Annotated in this window: 25 protein-coding genes and 1 tRNA gene; 20 read left to right on the forward strand and 6 right to left on the reverse strand. The window is 67.2% G+C overall.

Annotated features, from left to right (window positions below):
• The first annotated feature begins 1 nt into the window (after nt 1).
• The 4 genes from WHX56_RS00790 to WHX56_RS00805 all read left to right on the forward strand — a co-directional run bounded on the left by WHX56_RS00790 (nt 2) and on the right by WHX56_RS00805 (nt 6139).
• Nucleotides 2-1330, forward strand: coding sequence for an aspartate aminotransferase family protein (locus WHX56_RS00790; protein ID WP_338879994.1), 1329 nt, complete (start codon nt 2-4; stop codon nt 1328-1330).
• The gene (locus tag WHX56_RS00795) at nt 1327-3345 is read left to right on the forward strand and encodes a hydantoinase/oxoprolinase family protein (protein ID WP_338879996.1); all 2019 of its coding nucleotides are present in this window, start codon (nt 1327-1329) and stop codon (nt 3343-3345) included. Before WHX56_RS00790 ends, WHX56_RS00795 begins: the two co-directional genes overlap by 4 nt.
• Before the next feature lie 15 nt (nt 3346-3360).
• Nucleotides 3361-5001 carry a hydantoinase B/oxoprolinase family protein gene (locus tag WHX56_RS00800; protein WP_338879998.1) on the forward strand — a complete coding sequence of 547 codons (1641 nt, stop codon included), beginning with the start codon at nt 3361-3363 and terminating at the stop codon, nt 4999-5001.
• 175 nt (nt 5002-5176) lie between these two features.
• Complete coding sequence (locus WHX56_RS00805) at nt 5177-6139, forward strand: bifunctional GNAT family N-acetyltransferase/nucleoside diphosphate kinase regulator (protein ID WP_338880000.1); 963 nt, start codon at nt 5177-5179, stop codon at nt 6137-6139.
• 106 nt (nt 6140-6245) lie between these two features.
• Here WHX56_RS00805 and WHX56_RS00810 read toward each other — a convergent pair.
• Nucleotides 6246-6319: transfer RNA gene (locus WHX56_RS00810), tRNA-Gly, on the reverse strand.
• Between the two features lie 172 nt (nt 6320-6491).
• Between WHX56_RS00810 and trmB the strand changes: the two genes are divergently transcribed.
• From trmB to lysM, 5 genes are all read left to right on the forward strand, one after another.
• Nucleotides 6492-7280 (forward strand): tRNA (guanosine(46)-N7)-methyltransferase TrmB, encoded by a 789-nt coding sequence (trmB, locus tag WHX56_RS00815; protein WP_129240148.1) that lies wholly within the window; start codon nt 6492-6494, stop codon nt 7278-7280.
• Complete coding sequence (pip, locus tag WHX56_RS00820) at nt 7280-8218, forward strand: prolyl aminopeptidase (RefSeq protein WP_338880001.1); 939 nt, start codon at nt 7280-7282, stop codon at nt 8216-8218. Before trmB ends, pip begins: the two co-directional genes overlap by 1 nt.
• A 17-nt stretch (nt 8219-8235) precedes the next feature.
• Nucleotides 8236-8436 (forward strand): sulfur carrier protein ThiS, encoded by a 201-nt coding sequence (thiS, locus tag WHX56_RS00825; protein ID WP_129240150.1) that lies wholly within the window; start codon nt 8236-8238, stop codon nt 8434-8436.
• Nucleotides 8437-8727: 291 nt separating this feature from the next.
• Complete coding sequence (locus tag WHX56_RS00830; RefSeq protein ID WP_129240151.1) at nt 8728-9045, forward strand: hypothetical protein; 318 nt, start codon at nt 8728-8730, stop codon at nt 9043-9045.
• A gap of 43 nt (nt 9046-9088) precedes the next feature.
• The gene (lysM, locus tag WHX56_RS00835) at nt 9089-9535 is read left to right on the forward strand and encodes a peptidoglycan-binding protein LysM (protein ID WP_129240152.1); all 447 of its coding nucleotides are present in this window, start codon (nt 9089-9091) and stop codon (nt 9533-9535) included.
• A 171-nt stretch (nt 9536-9706) separates the two neighbouring features.
• Here the strand turns inward: lysM and ffh are convergent, their stop codons facing one another.
• A complete protein-coding gene (gene ffh, locus WHX56_RS00840; RefSeq protein ID WP_129240153.1) occupies nt 9707-11107 on the reverse strand; it encodes a signal recognition particle protein in 1401 nt (466 codons plus the stop codon).
• 106 nt (nt 11108-11213) lie between these two features.
• On the opposite strand from ffh, the gene WHX56_RS00845 reads away from it, so the two are divergent.
• The 4 genes from WHX56_RS00845 to WHX56_RS00860 all read left to right on the forward strand — a co-directional run bounded on the left by WHX56_RS00845 (nt 11214) and on the right by WHX56_RS00860 (nt 13734).
• Nucleotides 11214-12056 carry a cytochrome C assembly family protein gene (locus tag WHX56_RS00845; protein ID WP_129240154.1) on the forward strand — a complete coding sequence of 281 codons (843 nt, stop codon included), beginning with the start codon at nt 11214-11216 and terminating at the stop codon, nt 12054-12056.
• A 1-nt stretch (nt 12057) separates the two neighbouring features.
• Nucleotides 12058-12321, forward strand: coding sequence for a PP0621 family protein (locus tag WHX56_RS00850; protein WP_338880002.1), 264 nt, complete (start codon nt 12058-12060; stop codon nt 12319-12321).
• A 196-nt stretch (nt 12322-12517) separates the two neighbouring features.
• The gene (gene ampD, locus WHX56_RS00855) at nt 12518-13096 is read left to right on the forward strand and encodes a 1,6-anhydro-N-acetylmuramyl-L-alanine amidase AmpD (protein WP_338880003.1); all 579 of its coding nucleotides are present in this window, start codon (nt 12518-12520) and stop codon (nt 13094-13096) included.
• A 17-nt stretch (nt 13097-13113) separates the two neighbouring features.
• On the forward strand, nt 13114-13734 hold the full coding sequence (locus tag WHX56_RS00860; RefSeq protein ID WP_129240157.1) for a glutathione S-transferase family protein: 621 nt from the start codon (nt 13114-13116) through the stop codon (nt 13732-13734).
• A 22-nt stretch (nt 13735-13756) separates the two neighbouring features.
• Here the strand turns inward: WHX56_RS00860 and WHX56_RS00865 are convergent, their stop codons facing one another.
• Nucleotides 13757-14575 (reverse strand): IclR family transcriptional regulator, encoded by an 819-nt coding sequence (locus WHX56_RS00865; RefSeq protein ID WP_338880004.1) that lies wholly within the window; start codon nt 14573-14575, stop codon nt 13757-13759.
• Between the two features lie 292 nt (nt 14576-14867).
• Between WHX56_RS00865 and WHX56_RS00870 the strand changes: the two genes are divergently transcribed.
• The 4 genes from WHX56_RS00870 to WHX56_RS00885 are packed head-to-tail and all read left to right on the forward strand — an operon-like array spanning nt 14868 to nt 19018.
• Nucleotides 14868-15872, forward strand: a complete 1005-nt coding sequence (locus WHX56_RS00870) for a 2-dehydro-3-deoxygalactonokinase (RefSeq protein ID WP_287756209.1) — start codon at nt 14868-14870, stop codon at nt 15870-15872.
• A gap of 9 nt (nt 15873-15881) precedes the next feature.
• The gene (locus WHX56_RS00875; RefSeq protein ID WP_338880005.1) at nt 15882-16535 is read left to right on the forward strand and encodes a 2-dehydro-3-deoxy-6-phosphogalactonate aldolase; all 654 of its coding nucleotides are present in this window, start codon (nt 15882-15884) and stop codon (nt 16533-16535) included.
• Nucleotides 16532-17680 carry a galactonate dehydratase gene (dgoD, locus tag WHX56_RS00880; protein ID WP_129240161.1) on the forward strand — a complete coding sequence of 383 codons (1149 nt, stop codon included), beginning with the start codon at nt 16532-16534 and terminating at the stop codon, nt 17678-17680. The genes WHX56_RS00875 and dgoD overlap by 4 nt, the downstream gene beginning before the upstream one ends.
• A 27-nt stretch (nt 17681-17707) precedes the next feature.
• Complete coding sequence (locus WHX56_RS00885; RefSeq protein ID WP_338880006.1) at nt 17708-19018, forward strand: MFS transporter; 1311 nt, start codon at nt 17708-17710, stop codon at nt 19016-19018.
• 106 nt (nt 19019-19124) lie between these two features.
• Here WHX56_RS00885 and WHX56_RS00890 read toward each other — a convergent pair whose 3' ends face one another.
• From WHX56_RS00890 to WHX56_RS00900, 3 genes are all read right to left on the reverse strand, one after another.
• Nucleotides 19125-20324 carry an MFS transporter gene (locus WHX56_RS00890; protein ID WP_287756206.1) on the reverse strand — a complete coding sequence of 400 codons (1200 nt, stop codon included), beginning with the start codon at nt 20322-20324 and terminating at the stop codon, nt 19125-19127.
• 161 nt (nt 20325-20485) lie between these two features.
• The gene (locus tag WHX56_RS00895; protein WP_338880007.1) at nt 20486-21259 is read right to left on the reverse strand and encodes an IclR family transcriptional regulator; all 774 of its coding nucleotides are present in this window, start codon (nt 21257-21259) and stop codon (nt 20486-20488) included.
• Entirely contained in the window at nt 21249-22046 is a 798-nt protein-coding gene (locus tag WHX56_RS00900; protein WP_338880008.1) for an IclR family transcriptional regulator, read from the reverse strand. Before WHX56_RS00900 ends, WHX56_RS00895 begins: the two co-directional genes overlap by 11 nt.
• Nucleotides 22047-22248: 202 nt before the next feature.
• Here WHX56_RS00900 and WHX56_RS00905 point away from each other — a divergent pair, with 202 nt between their 5' ends.
• From WHX56_RS00905 to WHX56_RS00915, 3 genes are all read left to right on the forward strand, one after another.
• Nucleotides 22249-23415 (forward strand): acyl-CoA dehydrogenase family protein, encoded by a 1167-nt coding sequence (locus WHX56_RS00905; RefSeq protein WP_338880009.1) that lies wholly within the window; start codon nt 22249-22251, stop codon nt 23413-23415.
• A gap of 63 nt (nt 23416-23478) precedes the next feature.
• Entirely contained in the window at nt 23479-24462 is a 984-nt protein-coding gene (locus WHX56_RS00910; RefSeq protein WP_338880010.1) for a tripartite tricarboxylate transporter substrate binding protein, read from the forward strand.
• A gap of 20 nt (nt 24463-24482) precedes the next feature.
• Entirely contained in the window at nt 24483-25451 is a 969-nt protein-coding gene (locus WHX56_RS00915; protein WP_338880011.1) for a tripartite tricarboxylate transporter substrate binding protein, read from the forward strand.
• The last annotated feature ends 1 nt before the right edge of the window (nt 25452 follow it).

Raw genomic sequence — 25452 nt, forward strand, 5'->3', positions numbered from 1 at the left:
CATGTATCCCGATCCTTCCTCCCGTTCACAGGCGCTGCACACGCGCGCCAAGCGCACCCTTCCCGGCGGCAATACCCGCACGACCGTCTATCTGTCGCCCTACCCCGTCTACGCCGCGCACGGCGCCGGCTGCCGCGTCCATGACGTAGACGGCAATGAATTGATCGACTGCATCAACAACTTCACGGCGCTTATCCACGGACACGCGCATCCTGTACTGGCCGCGGCCGCGCACCGCCAAATCGACCTGGGAACCGCGTTCGGCATGCCGACCGAAAGCGAGATCGCGCTGGCCGAGCTGCTGGCCGAACGCGTGCCGGGTATCGAACACATCCGCTTCACCAACTCGGGAACCGAAGCCGTGATGATGGCGTTGAAAGCCGCCCGCGCCTATACCGGACGGCCCAGGATCGCGAAGGTCGAGGGGGCCTACCACGGTTCTTACGACTATGCTGAAACCAGCCTGGATGCGAGCCCCGCGAATTGGGGCGACGCAGCCGCGCCCGCCTCGGTGGCGCACTCCCAGGGAACGCCGCAAGGCGTGACGTCCGATGTCGTGGTGCTGCCCTTCAACGACTGCCAGGCCACCGAAGCCCTGCTGCGCGCGCACGGAGCCAGCCTGGCCGGCGTGCTGATCGACCTCCTGCCCAACCGGGTCGGATTGATTCCCGCCAGCGCCGAATACCTGCTCATGCTGCGCCGGGTAACGGCGGAACTCGGCATTCTTCTGATCATCGACGAAGTCATCACACTGCGCCTGGCTCCCGGCGGCGCGCAATCGCGGCTGGGCGTCACCCCCGACCTCACGACCGTCGGAAAAATCATGGGCGGCGGCTTTCCCGTGGGCGGTGTGGCGGGACGCGCCGACGTAATGGCAGTCTTCGACCCAAGCGGAGGCCGCCCGGCCGTGCCCCACGGCGGTACCTTCTCGGCCAATCCCGTAAGCATGGTGAGCGGACTTGCAGCCATGCAACTGCTGGATGACGCCGCCTATGCCAAGCTCGACCGCCACGGCGACATGCTGCGGCTGGGACTGAACCAGGCTTTCGCCGATGCCTGCATCGCGGGCCAGGCCACCGGCCTGGGTTCGCTGGTCAAGCTGCATCTGAAGACAGGCAGGCTGAGCAACTACCGGGATGCCTACCCCAGTCCGGAACAAGCCCGGGCCATGGCGCGCTTCAACCGCGAAATGCTGAACCGCGGCGTGCTGATGGCCAGCTATGGCCTCATCGCCCTGTCCACGCCCATGCGGGACCAGGACATCGCCCAGATCATCGAGACCGCCCATGAAGCGCTCAATGTCCTGCGCCGCGAAGAGGTGCTGGCATGACCGTTACCGTTGGCATAGATGTAGGCGGCACTTTCACCGATCTCATCCTGGTGGATGACGAGTCCGGCGCGGTGCGCATCTCCAAGGTTCCCAGCACGCTGGAGAACCAGGCCTTTGGCGTGCTCGAGGCGCTGCGCCGCACCGAGGTTCCGCTGGAACGCGTGGACACCATCGTCCATGGCACCACCACCACGACCAATGCCGTGCTTGAACGCAAGCTCGCCAAAGTCGGATTGATCACTACCGACGGATTCCGCGACGTGCTCGAACTGGGCCGGCGCACGCGGCCGCAAGCCTACGGCCTGACAGGCAGTTTCGTGCCGCTCATTCCCCGCGAATTGCGGCGCGAAGTTCCCGAACGCATGGACGCCCAGGGCAAGGTGCTGACGCCGCTGGACGAGGACGCATTCGTGGCCCGGGTGCGGGAACTCGCGGAGACCGGCGCGGAAGCGCTGGTCATCCACTTCCTGCACAGCTACGCGAATCCCGCGCACGAACTGCGCGCCCTGGAACTGGCGCGCCAGCATTGGCCCAATGACTACATCACCGCGGGCCACACCATCATTTCCGAGTTCCGCGAGTTCGAACGCGGCACCGCCGCCGCCGTCAACGCCTCGGTTCAGCCGATTCTCGACCGCTACATCGACCGCCTGCAGAACAGCCTCACGGCAGCGGGCTTTCGCAACGACTTGCTGGTGATGCAAGGCAATGGCGGGACCGTCTCGGCGCGCACCATCTCGCGCGCGGCCATCAACACCGTGATGTCCGGGCCCGCGTCGGGAGTCATGGCCGCCGCCTATTCCGGCAGGATGTCGGGTTACCCGAATCTGATCACCTACGACATGGGCGGGACATCTTCCGATGTCGCACTCATCGAAAACAGCGTGCCCAAGGTATCCAGCGAGCTGGAGCTCGAGTACGGCATGCCCCTGCACGTGCCGATGGTCGATGTCCATACCGTCGGCGCGGGCGGCGGATCCATCGCCCGCGTGCAGGCCGGCGGCCTGCTGCGCGTCGGACCCGACAGCGCGGGCGCCCGCCCCGGCCCCATTTGCTATGGGCACGGCGGCGAACTCCCCACCCTGACCGACGCCAATCTGGTGCTCGGACGCCTAGACCCCGACCGGCTGCTCGCTGTCGACCGCGCGGTCAGCGTGGATGAGGTTGCCGCGCGCATCGAAGCAAGCATCGGCCGCCCCCTGGGGCTGGACGCGGTGCAGGCCGCGGCGGCCATTCTGCAGATCGGCAACAACAACATGGCCGGCGCCGTGCGTCTGGTCAGCCTTGCGCGCGGCTACGATCCTCGCGATTTCGCGCTCTTCGCCTTCGGCGGCGCCGGGCCGCTGCATGCCGTGGCGCTGGGACGCGAGCTTGCCATACCGACCGTGCTCATTCCCGTGCGTCCCGGGCTGACCAACGCGCTGGGCTGCCTGGTGGCGGACGTGAGGCACGACTTCGTCAAGTCATTCAACAGATCGCTCAAGGACCTGACGGACGCCGATCTGCAAGCCTGCCTGCAAGACCAGATCGCCCTTGGACATGCCGCCATCGAACGCGACGGCATCGCCGTCTCCGACATCGAGATCTTCCACCACGCACAGATGCAGTTCCAGGGCCAAAGCCATCTGCTGACGGTGGCCGTCGAGGCAGGCGCCGCCACTATCACCCAACTACAGGAGGCCTTCGCCCGCGCCTACTGGCAACGTTTCCAGGTCGAACTTTCCGAACTGCGTCCCGTGTTGGTGACGCTGGACACCAGCCTCGTCGGCAAACGCCATGCCATATCGCTGGACTCGCTGCGCAGCACGGGCGCCGCAGCCATCGCGCCACGGCGCCGCCAGGTGTGGTTTTCAGAAACCGGCTGGATCGACACGCCCATCTATGCGCGCGAGCACATTCCCGCCGAAGGCCTGCGCGGTCCCGCGATCATTGAGCAACTGGACGCGACCACCGTTATCGATCCCGGCGCGCATGCCCGCGGCGACGGCTACGGCAATCTCATCATCACTCTCTAGGGCAGATGCACTCCCATGACCCACATCGATCCCGTGACGCTGACCGTCATCCAGAGCGGACTGCACCAGGTATGCAATGAAATGGACCTCGCGCATTGCCGCGCGGCCTTCTCGCCCATCATTTCCGAATCGCAGGACCGTTCCAACGGCATCTACCACCGCGACAGCGGCGAACTCATTGCCCAAGGAGAGCTGGGCCTGCCCATCTTCGTGGGCACCATGCAGTTCTCCACCCAGGCCGTGATCGCCCTGGCCAAGGACATCGCCCCCGGCGATATCTTCATGGTCAACGATCCCTATCTGGGCGGGACGCATCTGATGGACGTACGCTTCGTCAAGCCCTACTTCTATCGCGGCAAGCTCTACGCCTGGCTGGCCAACACCGGCCATTGGCCCGACATGGGCGGCATGGTTCCCGGCGGATTCTCCGCCCACGCCACCGAAATCGAACAAGAAGGGCTGCGTCTGCCGCCGGTCAAGCTGTACAAGAAGGGGGAGCTGGATCCGGAAATCCTGTCCATCCTGATGTCCAATATCCGCATCTCCGAGCAGCGCATCGGCGACATCAAGGCCCAGGCTGCCGCGCTGGCCATCGGCGAGCGCCGGCTGACTCAGTTGCTGGACCGGTACGGCCTGGACACCGTCGACGCCGCCGTTGAAGAGCTCAAGCGTCAGGCCTCCGTCCAGACACGCGCCGTGATCGCTGCCATTCCCGACGGCGAGTACCACGGCCAGGCGTTCCTGGATTCAGACGGCGTCCAGGACCAACCGCTGAAAGTGTCGGTTCGCATCCGCAAGGAGGGCGAACTGATGCACTTCGATCTGAGCGAATCCAGCCCGCCGTGCGCCGGCCCCATGAACAGCGTCATCGCCACGACCCGCTCATCCGTCTACCTGGCGATCAAGCACGTTTTCCCGGAGTTGCCCATCAACGCGGGCCTGTTCGAACCGCTACGCATCGAGGATCCCGAAGGCACCTTCCTCTATGCGAAGTATCCTCGGCCGGTATCCGGCTGCGCCGCGGAGGTCAGCCAGCGCATCGCCGAGGCGGTCTTCGACGCCTTGCAGAAGGCGATTCCGCACCGGCTGTTCGCCGCGCCCGCGGGCACGACCGCCAATCTCGCCATCGGCGGCGATGACCCCATGCACGGACGCTCCTACGTCATGTACGTCATCTCCGGCGGCGGCTATGGCGGCCATCCCGGAGGCGATGGGCTGACCAATGGCTGCTCCACCATCGGGATTTCCAAGGCGGCTCCTGTCGAAGTGCAGGAACAACTCTATCCCGTTCTCTTCGAGCGCTACGCTATCCACGAAGGCTCTGGCGGGCTCGGCGAGTTTCGTGGCGGCATGGGCATCCACTATCGCATCCGCCTGCGCGCAGGCTCGGCGCGGGCCTCCATGGTCATGGATCACGGAAAATTCGGCCCGCCCGGCGCGGCTGGCGGCAAGGACGGGGGACGCACGCGAGTCACGGTCTATCGCGATGGCACGGCCTATGTCCCCGCGCATGTCTCCAAGGACCAGGGAATCGTCATGCAGGCAGGCGACGTGATCGAGGTCTACACGCCCGGCGGGGGAGGCTATGGAGACCCCGAGCTGCGCTCACCGCTCGCCCGCGAAAACGATATCCGCCAGGGCTACTACCCTGATTGACGCGCATTCGCGAACGGGATGCGACAAACACTGCCCACACGGCGTCCGCGGGAATCGCGGGGAACCGAGAGCCCCGCGGCTGCCCGCGGCAGGTCGCATGCCCGCCCTTCCCGGGGGCTGTTCGACGCCCACTCGCGTTCCGCCTTAAAATGAGCGCGTTATCGAAAGAACCGTCATGGCCATAGCCATGAAGGGCTTTCATCCTTTACAAATAAGTGTGGTGAAGATGAACAAGCCTTTCATTTCGCTGTGCCCAGAAATCACTCGAGCACACGCGCTGACGCTGATGGATTGGTTGGAAGATGAGCGCGTTACCTGCTATCTGAGCGATTCGCGCCATGTCTCCCGCTTCATCGAGCAAGCCATCGATCGGACTCAATTGCCGATCCTGACCCATCTATTCAACCAGGGCGGCCGGTTCTTCATGGCCTATGACCGGCATGACGCCCCGGTGGGCTTTGTCCGTCTCATCAAGACCGGCCCGGACTGCGAGATAGTCCTGGTCATCGGAGAATGCGACAAATGGGGCCGAAACCTTGGCGCCAGCACGATCCGCGAAGGCATGAAACTGGCCTTCCTCGACATGCGGGCCGAGAAGCTCATCGCCAAGATCCACCCGGACAACGCGCGCTCGCTGAAAGCCTTTCTGCGCAGCGGCTTTCTGCTTGAGAGCGAAACGCCGACCTTGAAGTCCTTTTCCATGACGGCGGGGCGCTACCTCCGGTTCCTGCGGGAAGGGGCCGTTGGCGACTCCACTGAGATCTACATCACTGAAATCGACAAGGCCCGGCTCAAGAATCTGATCGAACTCGAACAAGGCCCGGTTGTCGTCGAACTCGAACACGAGCTGGAGCGAGCCATTGTCGTCAAGCCGCAGCAGGTGGCGGGCAATGTCGTCACGATGAACTCCAGGGCCTTGCTGCAACTGGACGACGAAGAAATCGAAGTGGCCCTGGTCTACCCTGAAGACGCTGACAGCAGCGCCGGGAAGTATTCCGTGTGTTCCGACATTGGCGCCGCCATCCTGGGCTATCAGGAGGGGGACGCCATCGACTGGCGGATTTCGGACCGGACCCGCCGGATTGGGATCCGGAAAGTGCTTTACCAGCCGGAAGCCGCGGGCGATTTCCACCTGTAATTTCCGTCTGTGGCTCAGCGTTCGCCCGTCAAGCGCGAACGTCCTGGAGAGGAACCGCATGAGCGCAGTGAAGACCTGGACTGCGCGCCGGGTTTGGGAGGTTACTTGGAGCGGGTGATGGGAATCGAACCCACGCTTGAGGCTTGGGAAGCCGCCGTTCTACCATTGAACTACACCCGCTCGGGTGTCGTACCCGCAGCGCAAAGCGCGGGCAGAGGCGGCGATTATAGCGCGGGTTTTTCGTTGCCGGTTTCGATGCCGGATCCGCCTTGCGCCGCCATTCCAAATACGTCCCCAATTTAGTGCATCCGGGCGACACCGGGCCGCCGGGCCAGCCACTACAATTCGGGCTATGAATACGAATACCCCTGAAAATTCCCCCGCGGCGCCCGGCGGCGATGAGCCGTCCGCCGCCGTTTCCCCGCAGACGCAGGCCGCGCTGGCCAGTACCGCGCATGCGCCCAACAGCCCGGGCGCGACGCATATCCGCAGCTTCGTGCATCGCCGCGGCCACATTACGCAAGGCCAGCAGGCGGCGCTGGAGCGCCTGATGGGCCAGTGGTCCATCCCCTACGCGGCCCGCCGCCTGGACCCGGCCGCGGCCTTCGGCCGCCAGGCGCCGACGGTGCTGGAGATCGGCTTCGGGATGGGCGAAACCACCGAGAAGATCGCGCTGGCCCGTCCCGGCGACAATTTCCTGGGCGTGGAGGTGTTCAATGCGGGCGTGGGTTCGCTACTGCGCCGCATTGAAGATTCCCATATCCAGAACCTGCGCATCATCCAGCACGACGCGGTGGAAGTGGTGCGCGACATGATCGCGCCCGATTCCCTGGCGGGCGTGCACGTCTATTTCCCCGATCCGTGGCCGAAGAAGCGGCACCACAAGCGCCGGCTGTTGCAGCCGCCCTTCGTGTCGCTGCTGGCCAGCCGCATCGCGCCGGGCGGCTACATCCACTGCGCGACGGACTGGGAGGATTACGCGGTGCAGATGCTGGAAGTGCTGAGCAACGAACCGCTGCTTGCGAATTCCGTGGACGGCTACGCGCCGCGCCCCGATTACCGCCCCCTGACCAAATTCGAGACGCGCGGCCTGCGCCTGGGCCATGGCGTCTGGGACCTGATCTTCAAGCGAGTCGCCTGATGCTCTATCCGCCTATCGAACCCTACCGCCAAGGCACGCTGGATACCGGCGACGGCCACCAGATCTATTGGGAGCTCTGCGGCAATCCGCAGGGCAAGCCGGCCGTGTTCCTGCACGGGGGACCGGGCAGCGGTTGTTCGCCCGTGCATCGCCAGTTGTTCGACCCGCAGCGCTATAACGTGCTGCTGTTCGACCAGCGCGGCTGCGGCCGTTCGCTGCCGCATGCCAGCCTGGAGAACAACACGACCTGGCACCTGGTGTCGGACATCGAGCGCCTGCGCACCGAGGTGATGGGCGCGGACAAGTGGCTGGTGTTCGGCGGATCGTGGGGGTCGACGCTGGCGCTGGCCTATGCGGAGACGCACGTGTCCCACGTGAGCGAACTCGTGTTGCGGGGCATTTTCGGATTGCGCCGCGCGGAGATCCAGTGGTTCTACCAGGAGGGCGCGTCGTGGCTCTTCCCGGACCGCTGGGAGGAATACCTGGCGCCCATTCCGGAAAGCGAGCGCGGCGACCTCGTGGCGGCCTATCACAAGCGTCTGACAGGCGACGATCCGGCCGAGCAACTGCGCGCCGCGAAGGCCTGGAGCAAGTGGGAGGACAGCACCATCACGCTGCTGCCCAGCCCGCGCCACCAGCAAAGCCATGCCGCCGACCGCGCGGCGCTGGCCTTTGCCCGCATCGAGAACCACTATTTCGTGAACGCCGGTTTCATGGAAGAAGGCCAGTTGATCCGCGACGCCCACAAGCTGCGCGGCGTCCCGGGCACCATTGTCCAGGGCCGCTACGACGTCTGCACGCCGGTGCGCACGGCCTGGGACCTGCACCGCGCCTGGCCCGAGGCCGACTTCCACCTGGTCCCGGACGCGGGCCACGCCTTCGATGAACCCGGCACGCTGGCGCGCCTGATCGCCGCCACCGACGCCTACGCGCGATAACTGGCAAGGAGACCTGCATGCACATCACCCTGAACGGAGACGCACGGGAGTTCCCCCTGGACACGACCGTGAACGAACTGCTCGATACCCTGGGCTATGCCGGCAAGCGCGTGGCGGTGGAACGCAACGGCGAGATCGTTCCCAAGAGCCAGCACGCGCAGACCGCGCTGTCCGACGGCGACCAGATCGAGATCGTGGTGGCCGTCGGCGGGGGCTGAGCGCCCGCGTCGCGCGCGTTGCCGCGCTGTCGCTTCAAACGAGGGCCGCCGACACAGCGGCCCTCGACGCATGTAGCCGCCCGTCCGATGCGGTTTAGGTCCGCGCGCGAGCCTTCCCTGCAAAGAGGCCAGCATTCTTGCGTAGTCTGACGACGAGCTAGCAACCTGTTACACGTTAACCCCTCGTCGCATGGGGAATGTGCGAGTCATAATCGTTCCTGCTGGTTTCGCACTGTTGTCTTGCTGTTGTTCTAGCGTTGCACATCGCCCCACCGGGGCAGAGGAGGCATCATGAACACCGCAGTCATCATCAACCTGATCATCCAGCTTGTCGCCGGCGCGGCCGGGGGCAATGGCCTGGCGAAAATGCTTCAGCAGTTCAATCTGGGGCCATTGGGCAACACCATCGCAGGCGCCATCGGCGGCCTGGCGGGCGGTTCCTGGCTGGCCCCCATGATCACCGCGGGAGCCGGAGCGGTTGCGGCGGGCAATGCGGGACTGGATCTTTCTTCGATCGCCGGCAGCGTGGTCGGCGGCGGCGTCGGCGGTGCCGTGCTTACCTTGATCGCCGGCATCGTGCGCAAGATGTTCGTGGGCCACAAGCCCTGATGGCACTTTGTTTTCTCACCGCAACATAGATAAAGGAAACACTATGGGTCTGCTCAATTTCATCAAGGACGTTGGGGAAAAGCTCTTCGGCGCCAGCGAGGCCAAGGCCGCGACGCCGGACGAATTGAAGAAAGAGCTGGATAAGCATGGCCTGAATGCCGACGGCCTGCAGATCTCGGTCGACGGCGACAAGGTCACGGTCGCGGGCGAGGCCCTCAGCACGGAAGCCGCCGAGAAAATCACCCTGGCCCTGGGCAACACCGTGGGCGTCGCGCAGGTGGACAACCAACTGAAGGTGAAGCAGGCCGCGCCCGAAGCCAAGATGTACACGGTGCAAAAGGGCGACAACCTGTGGAAGATCGCGGAAGCGCAGTACGGCAAGGGCCAGGGCGCGAAAAACACGCTGATCTTCGAAGCCAACAAGCCGATGCTGACCAGCCCCGACAAAATCTACCCGGGCCAGGTGCTGCGCATTCCGCCCCTGGCTTGACGCACGGAAACGAACAAGCCGGAGGGCACCCATGCGCTTTCCGGCTTGCATCGCGGCAGCGCCCCCTGCTCGCCGCGATTACTTGGCCAGACGCAATGTCTGGCCATTTTTTTTGGGCAGCAGGCCTGAGGCTTTCCGGTGTCGGACACCCGAGGTGTCAGACACGCGGAATCACCGGAAGCGGCCCAGGCCCTTCATGCCGCCCATGGCGCGCATCATCTTGGCCATGCCGCCCTTCTTCATCTGCTTCATCATGCCCTGCATCTGGTCGAACTGCGCCAGCAGGCGGTTGACCTCTTGCACGGGCACGCCGGAGCCGGCCGCGATGCGGCGCTTGCGCGACGCCTTGATGAGTTCGGGCTTGGCGCGTTCGGCCGCCGTCATGGAGTTCAGGATGCCTTCGGTGCGGCGCAACTGCTTTTCGGCCTGGCCGCCCTGCAACTGGCCGGCGGCCTGCTGGAACTGGGCGGGCAGTTTTTCCAGCAGGGAGCCCATGTCGCCCAGTTTCTTGACCTGGCCGAGCTGGTCGCGGAAGTCGTTCAGGTCGAACTTGTTGCCCGACTTGATCTTGGCGGCCAGCTTCTGGGCTTCGGCGATGTCGATGTTCTTCTGCGCCTGCTCGACGAGCGACACGATGTCGCCCATGCCCAGCACGCGCTGCGCCATGCGCTCGGGGTAGAACGGCTCCAGGCCGTCCAGCTTTTCCGATACGCCGACGAACTTCAGCGGCTTGCCCGTGACGTGGCGCACCGAGAGGGCGGCGCCCCCGCGGGCATCGCCGTCCAGCTTGGTCAGGACCACGCCGGTCAGCGGCAGCGCGTCCGCGAAGGCGCGCGCGGTGTTGACCGCGTCCTGGCCCTGCATGGCATCCACCACGAACAGCGTTTCGACCGGTTTGACCAGGTCATGGAGGGCGCGGATTTCGCGCATCATGGCCTCGTCGATACCCAGGCGGCCGGCCGTGTCCAGGATCAGCACGTCATAGTGGTGGCGGCGCGCGTGGTCCACCGCGTTGCGGGCGATGTCCTCGGGCTTCTGGCTGGGGTCGGACGGCAGGAAGTCCACGCCCACCTGCGCCGCCACGCTTTTCAACTGGTCGATAGCGGCCGGGCGGTACACGTCGGCGGACACCACCAGCACTTTCTTCTTGCCGGTCTTGCGGCCGTGCTGGGTGTGCTGGCCTTCGGTGAGCCAGCGCGCCAGCTTGCCGGTGGTGGTGGTCTTGCCGGCGCCTTGCAGGCCGGCCATCAGGATGACGGCGGGGGGCTGCACGGCCAGCGAGAGTTCGCCGGAGTCGGCGCCCAGGTCGCCGCCCATCAGGGCCGTCAATTCCTTGTGGACGACGCCCACCAGGGCCTGGCCGGGGCTGAGGCTGCCGGCGACTTCTTCGCCCAGCGCCTTTTCCTTCACCCGCGCGACGAACTCGCGCACGACGGGCAGCGCCACGTCGGCTTCCAGCAGCGCCATGCGCACTTCGCGCAGCATCTCCTGGGTGTTGGCCTCTGTCAGGCGGGCTTCCCCACGCAGCGTCTTGACGACGCGCGAAAGGCGTTGAGTTAGGTTATCGAGCATGAGAGGCGTTTCCGCTTAAACTAGTTGATTGAACGGTGGCCGCGGGCGCGGATTTCGCGCTTTCGGGTGGCACGCACCCCCAGGCCCCATCCAGACAACGGTTTCTATGTCACTAGGCATTGTATTTCACACGGCGGCTGCCTTGGCGTACGCAGTGCTCGGGGGGTCGCTTTGGATCCGCCTGGCCGGCGCCGGGGAAGTCGAACAGACGGGCAAGATCGCCCGTCTGTGCCTGCTGGGAGCCCTGGTCCTCCATGGAGTCGGGCTGCAGCAATCCATGCTGGGCGCCCAGCACCTGTTCATCGGGTGGGCGCTGGCCCTGTCCGCCGCCATCTGGCTCGGCATGGTGGTGTTCTGGCTGGAAAGCCTGCTGGTGCGCATAGACGGCCTGCAACTGCTGCTGCTGCCGGCCGCCACCATCGCCAGCGGCCTGGCCGCGCTCTTCCCCCAGGGGCAATACGTGCCCCACGCCAACGACGCCTGGCTGCGCGTGCACCTGCTGATCGCGCTGGCGGCCTACGGCCTGATCACCATCGCCGCCCTGCACGCCATGATGATGGCGCTGCTGGACCGCCACCTGCACCGCCCGCTGGACGCTCCCGCCGAACGCAGCATCGTGGGCCGCGTCCTGGACTCTCAACCGCCGCTGCTGGTGCAGGAACAACTGCTGTTCCGCATCATCTGGATCGGCTTCGTCGTGCTGACCCTGGCGGTGGGCACGGGGTCGGTGGCGTCCATGAAGCTGACGGGCAAGATCCTGCCGTTCGACCACAAGACCGTCTTCACACTGCTGTCCTGGCTGACGTTCGGCGTGCTTCTGGCGGGCCGCCACGTCTGGGGCTGGCGCGGCCGCGTGGCCCTGCGCTGGACGCTGACGGGTTTTGGTTTCCTGATTCTGGCCTACACCGGCAGCCGGTTCGTGCTGGAAATGATTCTGCACCGAGGTTGACGTGGGCAAGTTGCTGTTCTGGATTTTTCTGGTCATCGCGGTGCTGTTCGTCGCCCGCATCGCCGGCCGCATGGCGGCGGCGAAGCAGGCCGGCGCGCAGGGCGGGAAAACGGCGCGCGGCCGGGCGCCGCAGCCCAAGCCGCTGGAATCCATGGTTCGCTGCGCCCACTGCGGCATCCATTTGCCGCGCTCCGAGGCCCTGCTGCAGAACGGCCAGACCTGGTGCACCGCGGAACATGCGCGGCTGGGGCCGGGCAAGCACTGACGTGCTTCATGGGGGTGTCAGACACCCGTGAGATGGCGGAGGCTGGGTGGAGGGCATCTCCTCGGGTGTCTGACACCTGGACTTCTTCCCGGGTGTCTGGCTCGTGGACTTCGGAGACTACCGCCGGGGTCAGATAGAAGCCTGCCTTTCCACACGGCATAATGCATGTTGGATTCCACGTACATGCTTTCTTCCCATGGCCTTGCTTCTGGATCGTCATGGCTGGCTGGCGCCGGCCCCGGGTGTTTCGCTCCTGCCCTCCCCCAACCGCGACGCGCGGCCCGCGGGCGAGGAGGTTTCGCTGCTCGTGCTGCACAACATCAGCCTGCCGCCCGGACGGTTCGGCGGGCCGGAAGTCGCCGGGCTGTTCCTGAACACGCTGGACTACGGTTCGCACCCCTGGCTGGAACGCCTGCGCGGGCTGCGGGTGTCGGCCCATTTCTTCATCCGCCGCGACGGCCGCATCATCCAGTTCGTGTCCACCGACGAACGCGCCTGGCACGCGGGCGTTTCGCGCTACGCGGGCCGGGAGCGCTGCAATGACTTTTCCATCGGCATCGAACTCGAGGGCACCGACACCCTGCCCTACGCCGACGAGCAATACCTGGCGCTGCGCAAGCTGACGCCGGCCCTGCGCGCGCGCCACCCCCTGGCGGCCGTCCGGGGCCACGAACACATCGCCCCGGGACGCAAGACCGACCCCGGGCCCGCTTTCAACTGGACGCGCTTTTCGCGCGACAGCGGTTTTGCGCGGCGGCACTTGCCGCCCGCCTGACACCTAAAGGACTGGTTATGTTGAAAATCTGGGGACGCCTGACTTCCGTCAACGTTCAGAAAGTCATGCTGACCGTGCGCGAGCTGGCCCTGCCGCATACCTTCACGCAGGCGGGCGGGCCGTTCGGCGTGGTCGACACGCCGGAGTTCGCCAAGCTGAATCCCAACCGCACCGTGCCCGTCATCGACGACGGCGGCTTCGTGCTGTGGGAATCCAACGCCATCGTGCGCTACCTGGCCTCGCGCTACGGCGTGGGCACGCTGTGGCCCGAGGACGCCTGCCTGCGCGCGGACGCCGACCGCTGGATGGACTGGCAGACCACGGAATGGCAAGGCGCCATGGGCCCGGCCTTCCTGGGCCTGGTCCGCACGCCCGAAGACAAGCGCGACAAGGCCGCCATCGAGAAATCGGTGAAGCGTTCGAACGCGCGCGCCCTGATCCTGGACCAGGCACTGCAAGGCCGCGAGTTCATCGCCGGCCGGCACCTGACGATGGGCGACATCGCGCTGGTCTGCTCGGCGCACCGCTGGCTGGCCCTGCCGATCGACCGCCCGGACACGCCGGCGCTGGCCGCCTGGTACCGCCGCGTCATGATGCGCCCCGCGCCGCAGGGCGTGCTGACGCTGCCGCTGGAGTAAGGCGCCAGGGGCGCGCGGCGGATCAGGCGCGCTCCACCTTCCACCCCAATTCGGCCGAAATCCCCGCCGCCGCGCCCTGCACCACGGCGACCATTTCGCGCATGCGTTCCAGCGACATGTACGGCACCGTGCTGGACACGCTAATCGCCGCCACGATGCCGCTGGACGCGTCCCTCACCGGCGCCGCCACGCAGCGGATCGACGGTTCGTTGTCTTCGAGATCGAAGGCGTACCCCTTCGCCGCGTATTCGCGCATGCGGTCGCGGAAGGCCTCCCAGGTCTGGCGGCCGCCAGGCGCGCGCGACGATACCGGCGCGCCGATGCGGTGCAACGCCTTCCATTGCGGTTCTTCGGCATCCAGCAGTAGCGCCTTGCCCACGCCGGTGGCGGCCAGCGGCATGCGGTGCCCTACCCGCGACCGCATTTCCAACCCCTTCTTGCCGGGGATCTTCTCCAGGTACAGCACTTCGTCGTTGTCGCGCACGGCCAGGTGGATGGTGTCGCCCGTCAGTTCGGCCAGCCCATCCAGGTACGGACGCGCCAGCGTCGCCATCGGAAACGCCTCGCGCGCCTGGAATCCCAGTTCGATCAGCTTCGGCCCCAGCACGTAGCCCACGCCGGGCAAGGACCGCAGATAGCGTTCCTGCACCAGGCAACTGGCCAGCCGGTGCGTGGTGCTGCGCGCCACGCCGATGCGCGCGCAGATTTCCTTCAGGTCGCGCGCGCCGTCGGACACGGCCTGCATGACGGCCAGGCCGCGCATCAGCGTCTGCGTGCCCGCGGGCGCGGCGGCGTCGGGATCCAGGGCGGAGGAATGATCGGGGGTCTGCGTGGCGGTCATGAAAATCGAGGCTGTGCGACAGGCGGGGAAGAAGCATACCCGGCGCGGTTGGGCCGGCATGCGGGGAAAAGACGGAGTTTCCAGACGACGGGCGCAAGGCGGGTTCGCCTTGATTTCGTTCCCTGTATGTGGGATTTAATTCTATATTTTGAGATTTTTCAAGCGCTGATCTAGAATTTTTCCCATCGCCCGCCCGCGCGCCCCAACGCCGGCCGGGCATCAGACAACAAGGCCCGCGGAACCCCGCCCAAGCGGCAGCCGGATCCGCGGCCAGAGCCGAGACAGATTTCTGATGACTACCGGATCGCCCGCCCGCGCGGCGCTTATCGCGCTGGACTGGGGCACCTCGTCGTTGCGCGCCTACCGCCTGGACGCCGACGGCCGCACGCTCGACACCCGCCATTTGCCCTGGGGCATCATGCGCCTGCCGCAGCCGCTGCAGGACGGCGCGGCCACCGCGGCGCTGTCGGGTTTCGAGCTGGCGTTCGAACAGGCCTGCGGCGACTGGCTGCGGGCCGAGCCTTCGCTGCCGGTGATCGCCTGCGGCATGGTCGGCAGCGCCCAGGGCTGGAAGGAAGCCGCCTACCTGGACGTGCCGGTGGACCTGAAACGGATCGGCACGCTGCTCACGGTGGTGGAACGCAAGGGCACGCCGGTGCATATCGTGCCCGGCCTGATCCAGCGCCATGGCCTGCCCAACGTGATGCGCGGCGAAGAGACCCAGGTTTTCGGGGTGTTGTTCGACCGCGCGGACGCCGGCGCGGACAGCGTGCTGATCGGCCTGCCGGGCACCCATTCGAAGTGGGTGAACGCCCGCCGCGGCCGCGTCACGCACTTCGACACCTTCATGACCGGCGAGGTCTACGCCGCGCTGCGCGGCCACACCATCCTGGGCCGCACGATGGCCGATGCCGCCAGCGCCGACATGGCCGCTTTCGAACGCGGCCTGAAGGTGGCCGGCGCCCCCGCCGGCCGCGCCGGCGTCCTGTCCACCATTTTCAGCACCCGCGCGCTGGGCCTGACCGGCGAACTGGCGCCCGAGTCGCAGGCCGACTATCTGTCGGGCCTGCTCATCGGCCATGAAGTCGCGTCGCTGGCCGACATGCTGCGCCAGCAAGGCGAACAGCCCCGCATCGTGCTTTGCGGCGAACCCGCCCTGTGCCAGCGCTACATCCAGGCCCTGCGGCACTACGGCCTGGGCACGCCCGAGCAGGCGCAGGACGCCACCGAGCGCGGCCTGTGGCACCTGGCCGTCAGCGCCGGGCTCGTCGCCTCTCCTTCAACGGCTATCGCCTAGGAATCGAACATGAACCATCCCGGTCTGCAAACCGCCATGGCCCATTGCGGCCTGATCGCCATCCTGCGCGGCATTGCCCCCGCCGAGGCCGAATCCGTCGGCCAGGCGCTCTACGCCGCGGGCTTCCGCCTGATCGAAGTGCCGCTGAATTCGCCCGACCCGCTGGACAGCATCCGCGCCATGCGCGCCGCCCTGCCCACCGACTGCCTGATCGGCGCCGGCACCGTCCTGAACCCCGATGACTGCGCCCGCATCCAGCAGGCGGGCGGCGAACTCATCGTCATGCCGCACAGCGACCCCGCCGTGATCCGCGCCGCCAAGAAGCTGGGCATGGCGTCCTGCCCCGGCGTCGCCACGCCCACCGAAGCCTACGCGGCGCTGGCCGCCGGCGCGGACGTGCTGAAAATGTTCCCGGCCGAGCAACTGGGCCCCGCCGTGCTGAAGGCCTGGCGCGCCGTGATGCGTCCGCCGATCGCGCTGGTGCCCGTGGGCGGCATCACGCCCGACAACCTTTCCACTTATGCCCGGGCGGGCGCCAGCGGCTTCGGCCTGGGCTCCGCCTTGTACAAACCCGGCCTGTCGGCCAACGAAGTCGGCCAGAACGCGCGCGCTTTCATCGCGGCCTGGCAACGCGCCTATCCCGCCCAGGAGACCCAAGCATGAAGATCACCAAGCTCACCACCTACATCGTGCCGCCCCGGTGGTGCTTCCTGAAAATCGAAACGGACGCCGGCATCGTCGGCTGGGGCGAACCCGTCGTCGAAGGCCGCGCGCATTCGGTGGCCGCCGCCGTCGAAGAGCTGTCCGACTACCTGATCGGCAAGGATCCCCGCAACATCGAAGACCATTGGACGGTGCTGTACCGCGGCGGGTTCTACCGCGGCGGCGCCATCCACATGAGCGCGCTGGCCGGGATCGACCAGGCGCTGTGGGACATCAAGGGCAAGCACTTGGGCGTGCCGGTGTCGCAGCTTCTGGGCGGCAATGTACGCGACCGCATCCGCGTGTATTCGTGGATCGGCGGCGATCGGCCGGCCGACACCGCGGCGGCGGCCAAGAGCGCCGTGGAGCGCGGCTTCACGGCCGTGAAGATGAACGGCACCGAAGAATTGCAGTACATCGACTCCTTCGACAAGGTCGAGAAATGCCTGGAGAACGTGGCCGCGGTGCGCGACGCAGTCGGCCCCAACGTGGGCATCGGCGTGGACTTCCACGGCCGCGTGCACAAGCCCATGGCCAAGGTGCTGATGAAGGAGCTGGACCCGTTCAAGCTGATGTTCATCGAAGAGCCGGTACTGAGCGAACACTACGAAGCGCTGAAAGAGCTGGCGCCGCTGACCTCCACGCCCATCGCGCTGGGCGAACGGCTGTTCTCGCGCTGGGACTTCAAGCGCGTGCTGGCCGAAGGCTACGTGGACATCATCCAGCCGGATCCGTCGCACGCGGGCGGCATCACCGAAACCCGCAAGATCGCGGCCATGGCCGAAGCGTACGACGTGGCGCTGGCGCTGCATTGCCCGCTGGGTCCCATCGCGCTGGCGACCTGCCTGCAGATCGACGCCGGCTGCTACAACGCCTTCATCCAGGAACAGAGCCTGGGCATCCACTACAACGCCGCCAACGACCTGCTGGACTACGTCAGCAACCGCGAAGTCTTCGCCTATGAAGACGGGATGGTCGCGATCCCCCAGGGCCCGGGCCTGGGCATCGAGGTGAACGAGGAATACGTGAAAGAACGCGCCGCGGTGGGCCACCGCTGGCGCAACCCCATCTGGCGCCACGCCGACGGCAGCTTCGCCGAGTGGTAAGCCGATAAAGAGAAAGAGGAGACTCCCTTGTCCACCGCTACCCACGCCGCCCTGCAAGGCGCCCAGCGCCCCACGCGCAGCCGGTACCTCATCATGGTGATGCTGTTCATCACCGTCGTCATCAACTACCTGGACCGCAGCAACCTGTCCATCGCCGCCCCCGCCCTCAAGGACGAGTTCGGCCTGGACACGGTGCACGAAGGCCTGATCCTGTCCGCCTTCGGCTGGACCTATGCCGCCATGCAGATCCCCGGCGGCTGGCTGGTGGACCGCGTGTCCCCGCGCGTGCTGTACGCGGCCGCCCTGATCCTGTGGTCCGCGGCCACGTTCTTCATGGGCTTCGCCGGCAGCTTCGTCATCCTGTTCGTGCTGCGCCTGGCGGTGGGCGCGCTCGAGGCGCCCGCCTATCCGATCAACAACCGCGTGGTCACCACCTGGTTCCCGGAACGCGAGCGGGCGACCGCCATCGGCTTCTACACCTCGGGCCAGTTCGTCGGCCTGGCGTTCCTGACGCCGGTGCTGGCGTGGCTGCAGCACCATTACGGCTGGCACATGGTGTTCGTCAGCACCGGCCTGCTGGGCATCGTCTGGGGCGTGCTGTGGTTCATGATCTACCGCGAGCCGCGCCAGTTCAAGGGCGCGAACGCGGCCGAGATCGAGCTGATCCAGCAAGGCGGCGGCGTGGTCGACCTGGACCGCCGCACGCGGGAAAAGAAGGCGCCGTTCAGTTGGAACGACCTTGGCCTGGTGATGAGCAGGCGCAAGCTCTGGGGCGTGTACCTGGGCCAGTTCTGCCTGACTTCCACGCTGTGGTTCTTCCTGACCTGGTTTCCCACTTATCTGGTGAAGTACCGCGGCATGGACTTCATCAAGTCGGGCTTCCTGGCGTCGGTACCGTTCCTGGCGGCGTTCATCGGCGTCCTGTGCTCGGGCGTGCTGTCCGACTTCCTGATCCGCCGCGGCGCCACCGTGGGCCTGGCGCGCAAGCTGCCCATCATCCTGGGCCTGTTGATCTCCACTTCCATGATCGGCGCCAACTTCACCGATTCCACGCCCTGGGTCATTTTCTTCCTGGCCCTGGCGTTCTTCGGCAACGGACTGGCGTCGATCACCTGGTCGCTCGTGTCCACCCTGGCGCCGGTGCGGCTGCTGGGGCTGACGGGCGGCGTGTTCAACTTCGTCGGCAACCTGTCCTCGATCTGCACGCCGATCGTGATCGGCTTCCTGGTGACGAAGGACAGCTTCGCGCCGGCGATCGTCTACGTGTCGTCGCTGGCCCTGCTGGGCGCGCTGTCCTACATACTGCTGGTGGGCAAGGTGGAGCGGATCGAGGCTTGAATCCCCGCTGCAGGTGCTACTTTCGAGCGCCGATCCGGAGACTCGGATAAGACAACGGCCGGTGTCTTTTGATGCCGGCCGTTTTTTTATTGCGGTGGATGCAGGCTCAGCAGCCCTGCACCGCCAGCCTGCGGCGGCGCAGATTGCCGGCGCGCTGCAACAGCACCAGGGCCAGGCCGGCCGCGGCGATGACTGCGCCGGCGATCGGCACGGCGGCGTAGCCCAGGCCGGCGGAGATCACGGCGCCGCCGGCGGCCGCGCCCACCGCGTTGCCCAGGTTGAAGGCGCCGACGTTCACTGAGGAGGCCAGGCCGGGCGCGTCCTTGGCGGCGCGCATCACGCCCATCTGCAGCGGCGGCACCACCGCGAAAGTGGCCACGCCGAAGATCAGCAGCGACACTGCCGCGCCGGCCTGCGTGGATGCGATCCAGGGAAACGCCAGCAGATCGGCGATGACCAGCACCAGGAACGCGATCAGCGTGCCGTCCAGCGAACGGTCCGCCATGCGGCCGCCCACGCCGTTGCCCAGCGTGAAGCCCAGGCCGACCAGCACCAGCATGCCGGTGATGAAGGCCGGAGACGCGCCGGTGATGTCGGCCAGGGTCGGGGCGATGTAGGTGTAGAGCGTGAACATCGCGCCCGCGCCCAGCACCGTCGTCAGCAAGGCCGTCAGCACGACCGGGCTCTTCAGCACGGCCAATTCGTGGCGCACGTTGGGCCGGCGGCCGGCTTCGCCCGCGGGCAGCGCCCGCCACAGCGCCAGCATGGCGATCAGGCCCAGCACCGCGGTGGCGACGAACGACATGCGCCAGCCGATCGCCTGCCCCAGCCAGGTGGCGGCCGGCACCCCGCCCACATTGGCGATGGTCAGGCCCATGAACATCGTCGCCACGGCGCTCGCCTGCTTGTGGCGCGGCACCACGCTGGCGGCGACCAGCGACCCCAGCCCGAAGAACGCGCCGTGGTTCAGGCTGGTCACCAGCCGGGCCAGCAGCAGCGTCGTGTAGTTGGGCGACAGCGCGGACAGCAGGTTGCCGATGGTGAAAATGGCCATCAGCAGGATCAGCGCCTTGCGCTTGGACCAGCGCGAGAAGGCCAGCGTCATCAAGGGCGCGCCGACCATCACGCCGATCGCGTAGGCGCTGATCAGCATCCCGGCGCTGGGAATGGACACGTTTACGCCCTCGGCGATGACGGGCAAAAGGCCCATGGGCGAAAATTCGGTCACGCCGATGCCGAACGCGCCGACGGCCAGCGCCAGCAATGGCAGGCCGGCCTTGGCCGGCTGAGTGTCTTGGGGGTTCATGCGGATTTCCTCGGTTCGTAAGCGCCGACCGGGGGTTCAAGGGTGCGCCGGAAGAAGGGGATGGCGCATCGGAAGGAGCCGATCGGAAGACAGGCCGCCAGTATGCCGGGTCCATCCTTGCGGAAATAGGGGTAAACCAGCGAAACACTTTTGACTTGGAATCACGAATATCCCAACAGCCTCTCGGTCTCCCGCGCCAAGGCGACCAGCCTCGGGCCGATATCGGCCGCGCGCTCGCGATACGGGCCGTCGCTGGCGGGCACGCCGCAATTGAAGACGTACAGCAACGATTGGTGGGGCCGGCCCAGCGGCGCGGCAAAGCCGTAGGCGTCGGGCCGCCATTGCTGGTTGTTGCCGCAATAGCCCTTGCGCTCCAGGTCGCGGCGAGCCGCCGCCAGGGTGGGGAAATGCGCCTCGTAATGCGCGGGGTCGGCGATGCGCAACTGGTTCAGCACCGCCGCGCGCTCCTCGTCCGGGGCGCGCGCCAGCCAGGCTTTGCCGGCCGCGCTGGACAACAGCGGCAGCGACGCGCCGATGTCGGGGCGGGTCTGCAAGGCTTCGTTCGACCTGGCCGTTTCCACGTACACCATCTGCAGGCGGTCGCGCACCACCAGCGACACCGCCCCGCGCGCATGGTCGGCCAGTTGCTTCATCAGCGGACGCGCCATCTGGCGGATCTGCATGCTTGCCAACAAGGGGTAGCTCAGCGCCAGCACCGACGCCCCCAGACGATAGCGCGCCGGCTCGCCTTCGCGCTGCAGGAAACCCAGTTCGACCAGCGTGTGGGTCAGGCGCGCGACGGCGCTGCGCGACAGGCCGGTCTGCTGGGCGAAATCCTTGTTGGCCAGCACGGGGCGGTCCGCCCGGAAGCAGGCCAGGATATCGATGCCGCGCGCCAGGGTGGTGGTGAACTCGCGGTCCCGTTCATGCCCCATGTTCGCGCTCCAGCATTTTCTCGACGCGTCCTACCAGGGTCAAAAGGCGCGGCGCGATGCGGCCGCGGAGGTCGCCGGGACGCAGCCGAGCCACGGGCACGCCGCAATTGAACACCAGGGCCTGGCCGTCGACACGGGACCGCATGGGCACCGCGACCGCGTGCACGTCCGAGTGCCAGTCGCCCTGCCCGACGCAATATCCGTGCTGGGCATAGTCGCGCCGCGCCTGCTCCCAGTCCGGCGCGTAGCGGCGCCAGGCCGCCGGGTCCTGCCGCCGCAGCGTCTCCAGCACGGGCTCGGCCTCGCCGCTTGCGCCCTGCGCCAGCCAGGCCCGGCCCATGGCGGACGGCAGCAGCGGCAGCAAGGCGCCGATATCGGGACGGAAGGACACGGCATCGTGGCCGCGGCAGGTTTCCAGGTAGACCATGTTCAGCCCGTGATGCATTCCCAGCGACGCGGACCCGCCCGCCGCATCGGCCAGGCGCTTCATCAGCGGACGCGCCATCTGGCGCACTTTGATGCTGGCCAGCAGCGGATAGCTCAGCGACAGCACGGCGGGCCCCAGGCGATAGCGGCGCAGGCCCGCGTCGTAGCGCAGCAGGCCGCGCTGCATCAGCGTGGTGGTGAGCCGGGAGATGGTGGCCTTGGACAGGCCGGTGCGGTCCGCGAGTTCCCGGTTGCTGAGCGCGGGTTCGCCATGGCGGAAGGCCTGCAGCACGGACAGCCCATGCGCCAGCGTGGTGGCGAAGGCGGGGTCGGCATGGCGCTCGCCCGGGCTGGGAGTCATGGTCGCGGTCCTGAAGGCGGGGCCGCCCGGAAGCGCGGCCCGTTCCGCCGATGATAGAGCAGCGGCGGATGCCCGGGCGCACGCGGCGTTCAAGATAGCGAAACACTTGTCTCATATCCGCCGGCCTTTTGCTAGCCTGGATTCAACACGGCGCCGAGGCGGACAGGAACAGCGCGGCGCCCCGCCAACACGGAGACTAGCCATGATCAGGGACCCCGACGGTTTCCCTCAATTCCTCGAATCGCTGCGCCGCTACGTGCGCCAGCGGCTGGCGCCGCGCGAAGCCGAGGTCGCCCGCCTGGACGAGGTGCCGCAGGACCTGGTCGCCGACATGGCGGCCCAGGGCCTGTTCGGCTACTCGATCCCCGAGCAGTACGGCGGCGCGGGCATGACGACCGAAGAACTGGTCCTGGCCGCCATGGAACTGTCGCAGTGCTCGGTGGCGTTCCGGGCCCGGGTCGGCACCAATACCGGCATCGGTTCGGAAGCGCTGGTGGCCGACGGCACCGATGAACAGAAAGCGCGCTACCTGCCCCGCCTGGCATCCGGCGAACTGACCGGCTGCTTCGCGCTGACCGAACCGCAGGCCGGCTCCGACGCCACCGCGCTGCGCACGTCCGCCGTGCGCGACGGCGACCGCTACGTGCTGAACGGCGAAAAGTGCTTCATCACCAACGCGCCGCTGGCGGGCCTGTTCACCGTCATGGCGCGCACCGATCCGCAGGCCCCGGGCGCCAAGGGCATCACCGCGTTCATCGTGGAACGCGGCACCCCGGGCCTGTCCACCGGGCAGCCCTACGACAAAATGGGCCAGGCGGGATCGCCCGTGTCGTCCGTGCACTTCCAGGACTGCCGCGTGCCGGCCGCGAACATCATCGGCGGCCGCGAAGGCATGGGCTTCAAGACCGCCATGAAAGTCCTGAACAAGCAGCGCATCCACCTGGCCGCCCTGTGCATCGGCCCGGCCATCCGCATGCTGGGCGACACGCTGCGCTTCGTGGCCGAGCGCCAGCAATTCGGCAAGCCGCTGATGGATTTCCAGCTTATCCAGGCCATGCTGGCCGACTGCCAGACCGAGATCCAGGCGGCGCGCGCGCTGGTGCTGCAAACCGCCCGCGAACGCGACGAAGGCCGCGACGTGACGCTGAACGCCTCCATCTGCAAGTACTTCGCCTCGGAAATGTGCGGCCGCGTGGCGGACCGCTGCGTGCAGATGCACGGCGGCTACGGCTACATCGCCGACCACGGCATCGAACGCTTCTACCGCGACGTGCGCCTGTTCCGCCTGTACGAGGGCACCAGCCAGATCCACCAGTTGACCATCGCCCGCCACACGCTGACCCAGGCGGGCTACACGCCCGGCCGCTAGGCGGGGCATACCGGGACCGCAGCCGCGAGAAGCCGGCGGCCCGACAAACCAAAGGAGACTTCCATGCTGCACAAGCACCTGCCGAAATGGATCGCGGCCGCGGCCGCCGCGTTCGCCTGCGCGGCGCTGCCGCCCCAGGCCGCGGCCGCCTATCCCGACAAGCCCGTGAGGCTGATCATTCCGTTCGCCCCGGGCGGTTCCACCGACATCCTCGGACGGCTGCTGGCCGAAGCGCTGCATCCCATCCTGGGCCAGCCCGTCATCGTGGAGAACAAACCCGGCGCCGGCGGCAACATCGGCGGGGATTTCGTCGCCCGGGCCGCGCCGGACGGCTATACGCTGCTGCTGGCGGCGGCGGGCCCCACCGTCATCAACCCCAGCCTGTACGCCAACATGCCGTTCAACCCGGCCAAGGACCTGGCGCCCATCAGTTGCCTGGAACGCGAACACAACCTGATGGTGGTAACGAAGTCCATGCCGGTGAAGACGCTGCAGGAATTCCTGCAATACGCGCGCAGCCATCCCGGCAAGCTGTCGTTCGGCTCCCCGGGCAACGGTTCGCCCGCGCAACTGGCGGGCGAATTGCTCAAGCAGCAGGCCGGATTGCAGGCGGAGCACGTGCCCTACAAGGGCACCGGCCCCGCCGTCACCGACCTGGTGGCCGGCCATATCGATTTCATGATCGACAACATGCCGGCGCTGCTGCCGCAGGTCAAGGCGGGCAGCCTGCGCGCGCTGGCCGTGCCCAGCGACCAGCGCGCCACCGCCGCCCCCGATATTCCCACTTTCGACGAAGCCGGCCAGAAGGGTTTCGTGGTGATGGCCTGGAAGGGGCTGATGGCGCCCGCCGGCACCGATCCCGCGGTGATCGAACAGTTGCATGCGGCGGTGGCCAAGGCGCTGCAGGACCCGACGCTGCGCGCGCGCTTCCAGGAACTCGGCGCCGAACCGCTGGGCAGCACACCGGCCGAATTCGCCAAGCAGATCGCGGACGAAACCGCCTGGTGGGGCAAGCTGGTGCAGTCCACCGGCACCCGCATCCAATAGGCCCTTGCGGAGACACAGCCATGCATTCCTTCATCCGGACGGCGCGCGCCCTGTGCGCGGTCGCCCTCATCGGGGCGGGCGGCGCGGCCGCCGCCGCGTACCCCGACAAACCCATCCGCCTGATCGTGCCCTACGCGGCCGGCGGCGGCACCGACACCGCGGCGCGCATGATCGCCCGCAAGCTGGCGCCGCTGCTGGGCCAGCCCGTGGTGGTGGAGAACAAGCCAGGCGGCGCCACCCAGATCGGCACCGCCTATGTCGCGGCGGCCGTCCCCGACGGCTACACCCTGCTGATGGGCACCGCCAACCTGGCGACCAACAGCGTGCTGTACGCCAAGCTGCCCTACGACGTGAGCCGCGACCTGGCGCCGGTCGTGTGGGCCACGGACGTGCCGGTCTATCTGCTGTTGCCGGCCGCCAGCCCCTGGCGCAGCCTGGACGACCTGAAGCGCGCGGCCGCGCAGCAGCAGGGCCTGACGTTCGCCACGGCGGGCACGGGCAGCATTCCGCACCTGGCGGGCGAACAGTTCTCGCACCAGACCGGCATCGCGCTGCGGCACATTCCCTACAAGGGCAGCAGCGAAGCCGCCACCGCGCTGGTGGGCGGCCAGGTGCAGATGAGCTTCGACAACCTGCCGCCGGTGTATGCGCAGGTCAAGGCCGGCCGCCTCAGGCCCGTGGCCATCGCGGCGGACAAGCGCAACCCCGATCTGCCCGACGTTCCCACGCTGGCCGAACTGGGCGTGCCGCTGGCGGCGTCGTCCTGGTGGGGCGTCATGGCGCCGGCCGGCACCCCCAAGGACGTCATCGCGCAGTTGAACCGCCAGATCAACGCCGTGTTGGCCGATCCCGAGGTGCGCGGCTATTTCGCCGGCCTGGGCATGCAGCCCACGGGCGGCACGCCCGAGGCTTTCGGCCGGCACATCGCCGACGAAACCGGCCGCTGGCGCGCCGTGGTGCGGCAGGCCGGCGTGAAGATCGAGGAATAAC

It is taken from the genome of Achromobacter veterisilvae (assembly GCF_037619525.1).
In the GTDB taxonomy this organism is placed as follows: Bacteria; Pseudomonadota; Gammaproteobacteria; order Burkholderiales; family Burkholderiaceae_B; genus Achromobacter; species Achromobacter veterisilvae.

What these genes read in the sequence shown, in the direction of transcription:
- WHX56_RS00910 (WP_338880010.1), top strand. Translation starts at nt 23,479, where the DNA reads ATGCTGCACAAGCACCTGCCGAAATGGATCGCGGCCGCGGCCGCCGCG.
- WHX56_RS00800 (WP_338879998.1), top strand. Translation starts at nt 3,361, where the DNA reads ATGACCCACATCGATCCCGTGACGCTGACCGTCATCCAGAGCGGACTG.
- pip (WP_338880001.1), top strand. Translation starts at nt 7,280, where the DNA reads ATGCTCTATCCGCCTATCGAACCCTACCGCCAAGGCACGCTGGATACC.
- WHX56_RS00905 (WP_338880009.1), top strand. Translation starts at nt 22,249, where the DNA reads ATGATCAGGGACCCCGACGGTTTCCCTCAATTCCTCGAATCGCTGCGC.
- WHX56_RS00895 (WP_338880007.1), bottom strand. Translation starts at nt 21,259, where the DNA reads ATGGGGCATGAACGGGACCGCGAGTTCACCACCACCCTGGCGCGCGGC.
- WHX56_RS00865 (WP_338880004.1), bottom strand. Translation starts at nt 14,575, where the DNA reads ATGACCGCCACGCAGACCCCCGATCATTCCTCCGCCCTGGATCCCGAC.
- WHX56_RS00805 (WP_338880000.1), top strand. Translation starts at nt 5,177, where the DNA reads ATGGCCATAGCCATGAAGGGCTTTCATCCTTTACAAATAAGTGTGGTG.
- WHX56_RS00890 (WP_287756206.1), bottom strand. Translation starts at nt 20,324, where the DNA reads ATGAACCCCCAAGACACTCAGCCGGCCAAGGCCGGCCTGCCATTGCTG.
- WHX56_RS00870 (WP_287756209.1), top strand. Translation starts at nt 14,868, where the DNA reads ATGACTACCGGATCGCCCGCCCGCGCGGCGCTTATCGCGCTGGACTGG.
- WHX56_RS00900 (WP_338880008.1), bottom strand. Translation starts at nt 22,046, where the DNA reads ATGACTCCCAGCCCGGGCGAGCGCCATGCCGACCCCGCCTTCGCCACC.
- lysM (WP_129240152.1), top strand. Translation starts at nt 9,089, where the DNA reads ATGGGTCTGCTCAATTTCATCAAGGACGTTGGGGAAAAGCTCTTCGGC.
- ffh (WP_129240153.1), bottom strand. Translation starts at nt 11,107, where the DNA reads ATGCTCGATAACCTAACTCAACGCCTTTCGCGCGTCGTCAAGACGCTG.
- WHX56_RS00830 (WP_129240151.1), top strand. Translation starts at nt 8,728, where the DNA reads ATGAACACCGCAGTCATCATCAACCTGATCATCCAGCTTGTCGCCGGC.
- WHX56_RS00795 (WP_338879996.1), top strand. Translation starts at nt 1,327, where the DNA reads ATGACCGTTACCGTTGGCATAGATGTAGGCGGCACTTTCACCGATCTC.
- WHX56_RS00860 (WP_129240157.1), top strand. Translation starts at nt 13,114, where the DNA reads ATGTTGAAAATCTGGGGACGCCTGACTTCCGTCAACGTTCAGAAAGTC.
- WHX56_RS00875 (WP_338880005.1), top strand. Translation starts at nt 15,882, where the DNA reads ATGAACCATCCCGGTCTGCAAACCGCCATGGCCCATTGCGGCCTGATC.
- WHX56_RS00845 (WP_129240154.1), top strand. Translation starts at nt 11,214, where the DNA reads ATGTCACTAGGCATTGTATTTCACACGGCGGCTGCCTTGGCGTACGCA.
- trmB (WP_129240148.1), top strand. Translation starts at nt 6,492, where the DNA reads ATGAATACGAATACCCCTGAAAATTCCCCCGCGGCGCCCGGCGGCGAT.
- ampD (WP_338880003.1), top strand. Translation starts at nt 12,518, where the DNA reads ATGGCCTTGCTTCTGGATCGTCATGGCTGGCTGGCGCCGGCCCCGGGT.
- WHX56_RS00915 (WP_338880011.1), top strand. Translation starts at nt 24,483, where the DNA reads ATGCATTCCTTCATCCGGACGGCGCGCGCCCTGTGCGCGGTCGCCCTC.
- thiS (WP_129240150.1), top strand. Translation starts at nt 8,236, where the DNA reads ATGCACATCACCCTGAACGGAGACGCACGGGAGTTCCCCCTGGACACG.
- WHX56_RS00790 (WP_338879994.1), top strand. Translation starts at nt 2, where the DNA reads ATGTATCCCGATCCTTCCTCCCGTTCACAGGCGCTGCACACGCGCGCC.
- dgoD (WP_129240161.1), top strand. Translation starts at nt 16,532, where the DNA reads ATGAAGATCACCAAGCTCACCACCTACATCGTGCCGCCCCGGTGGTGC.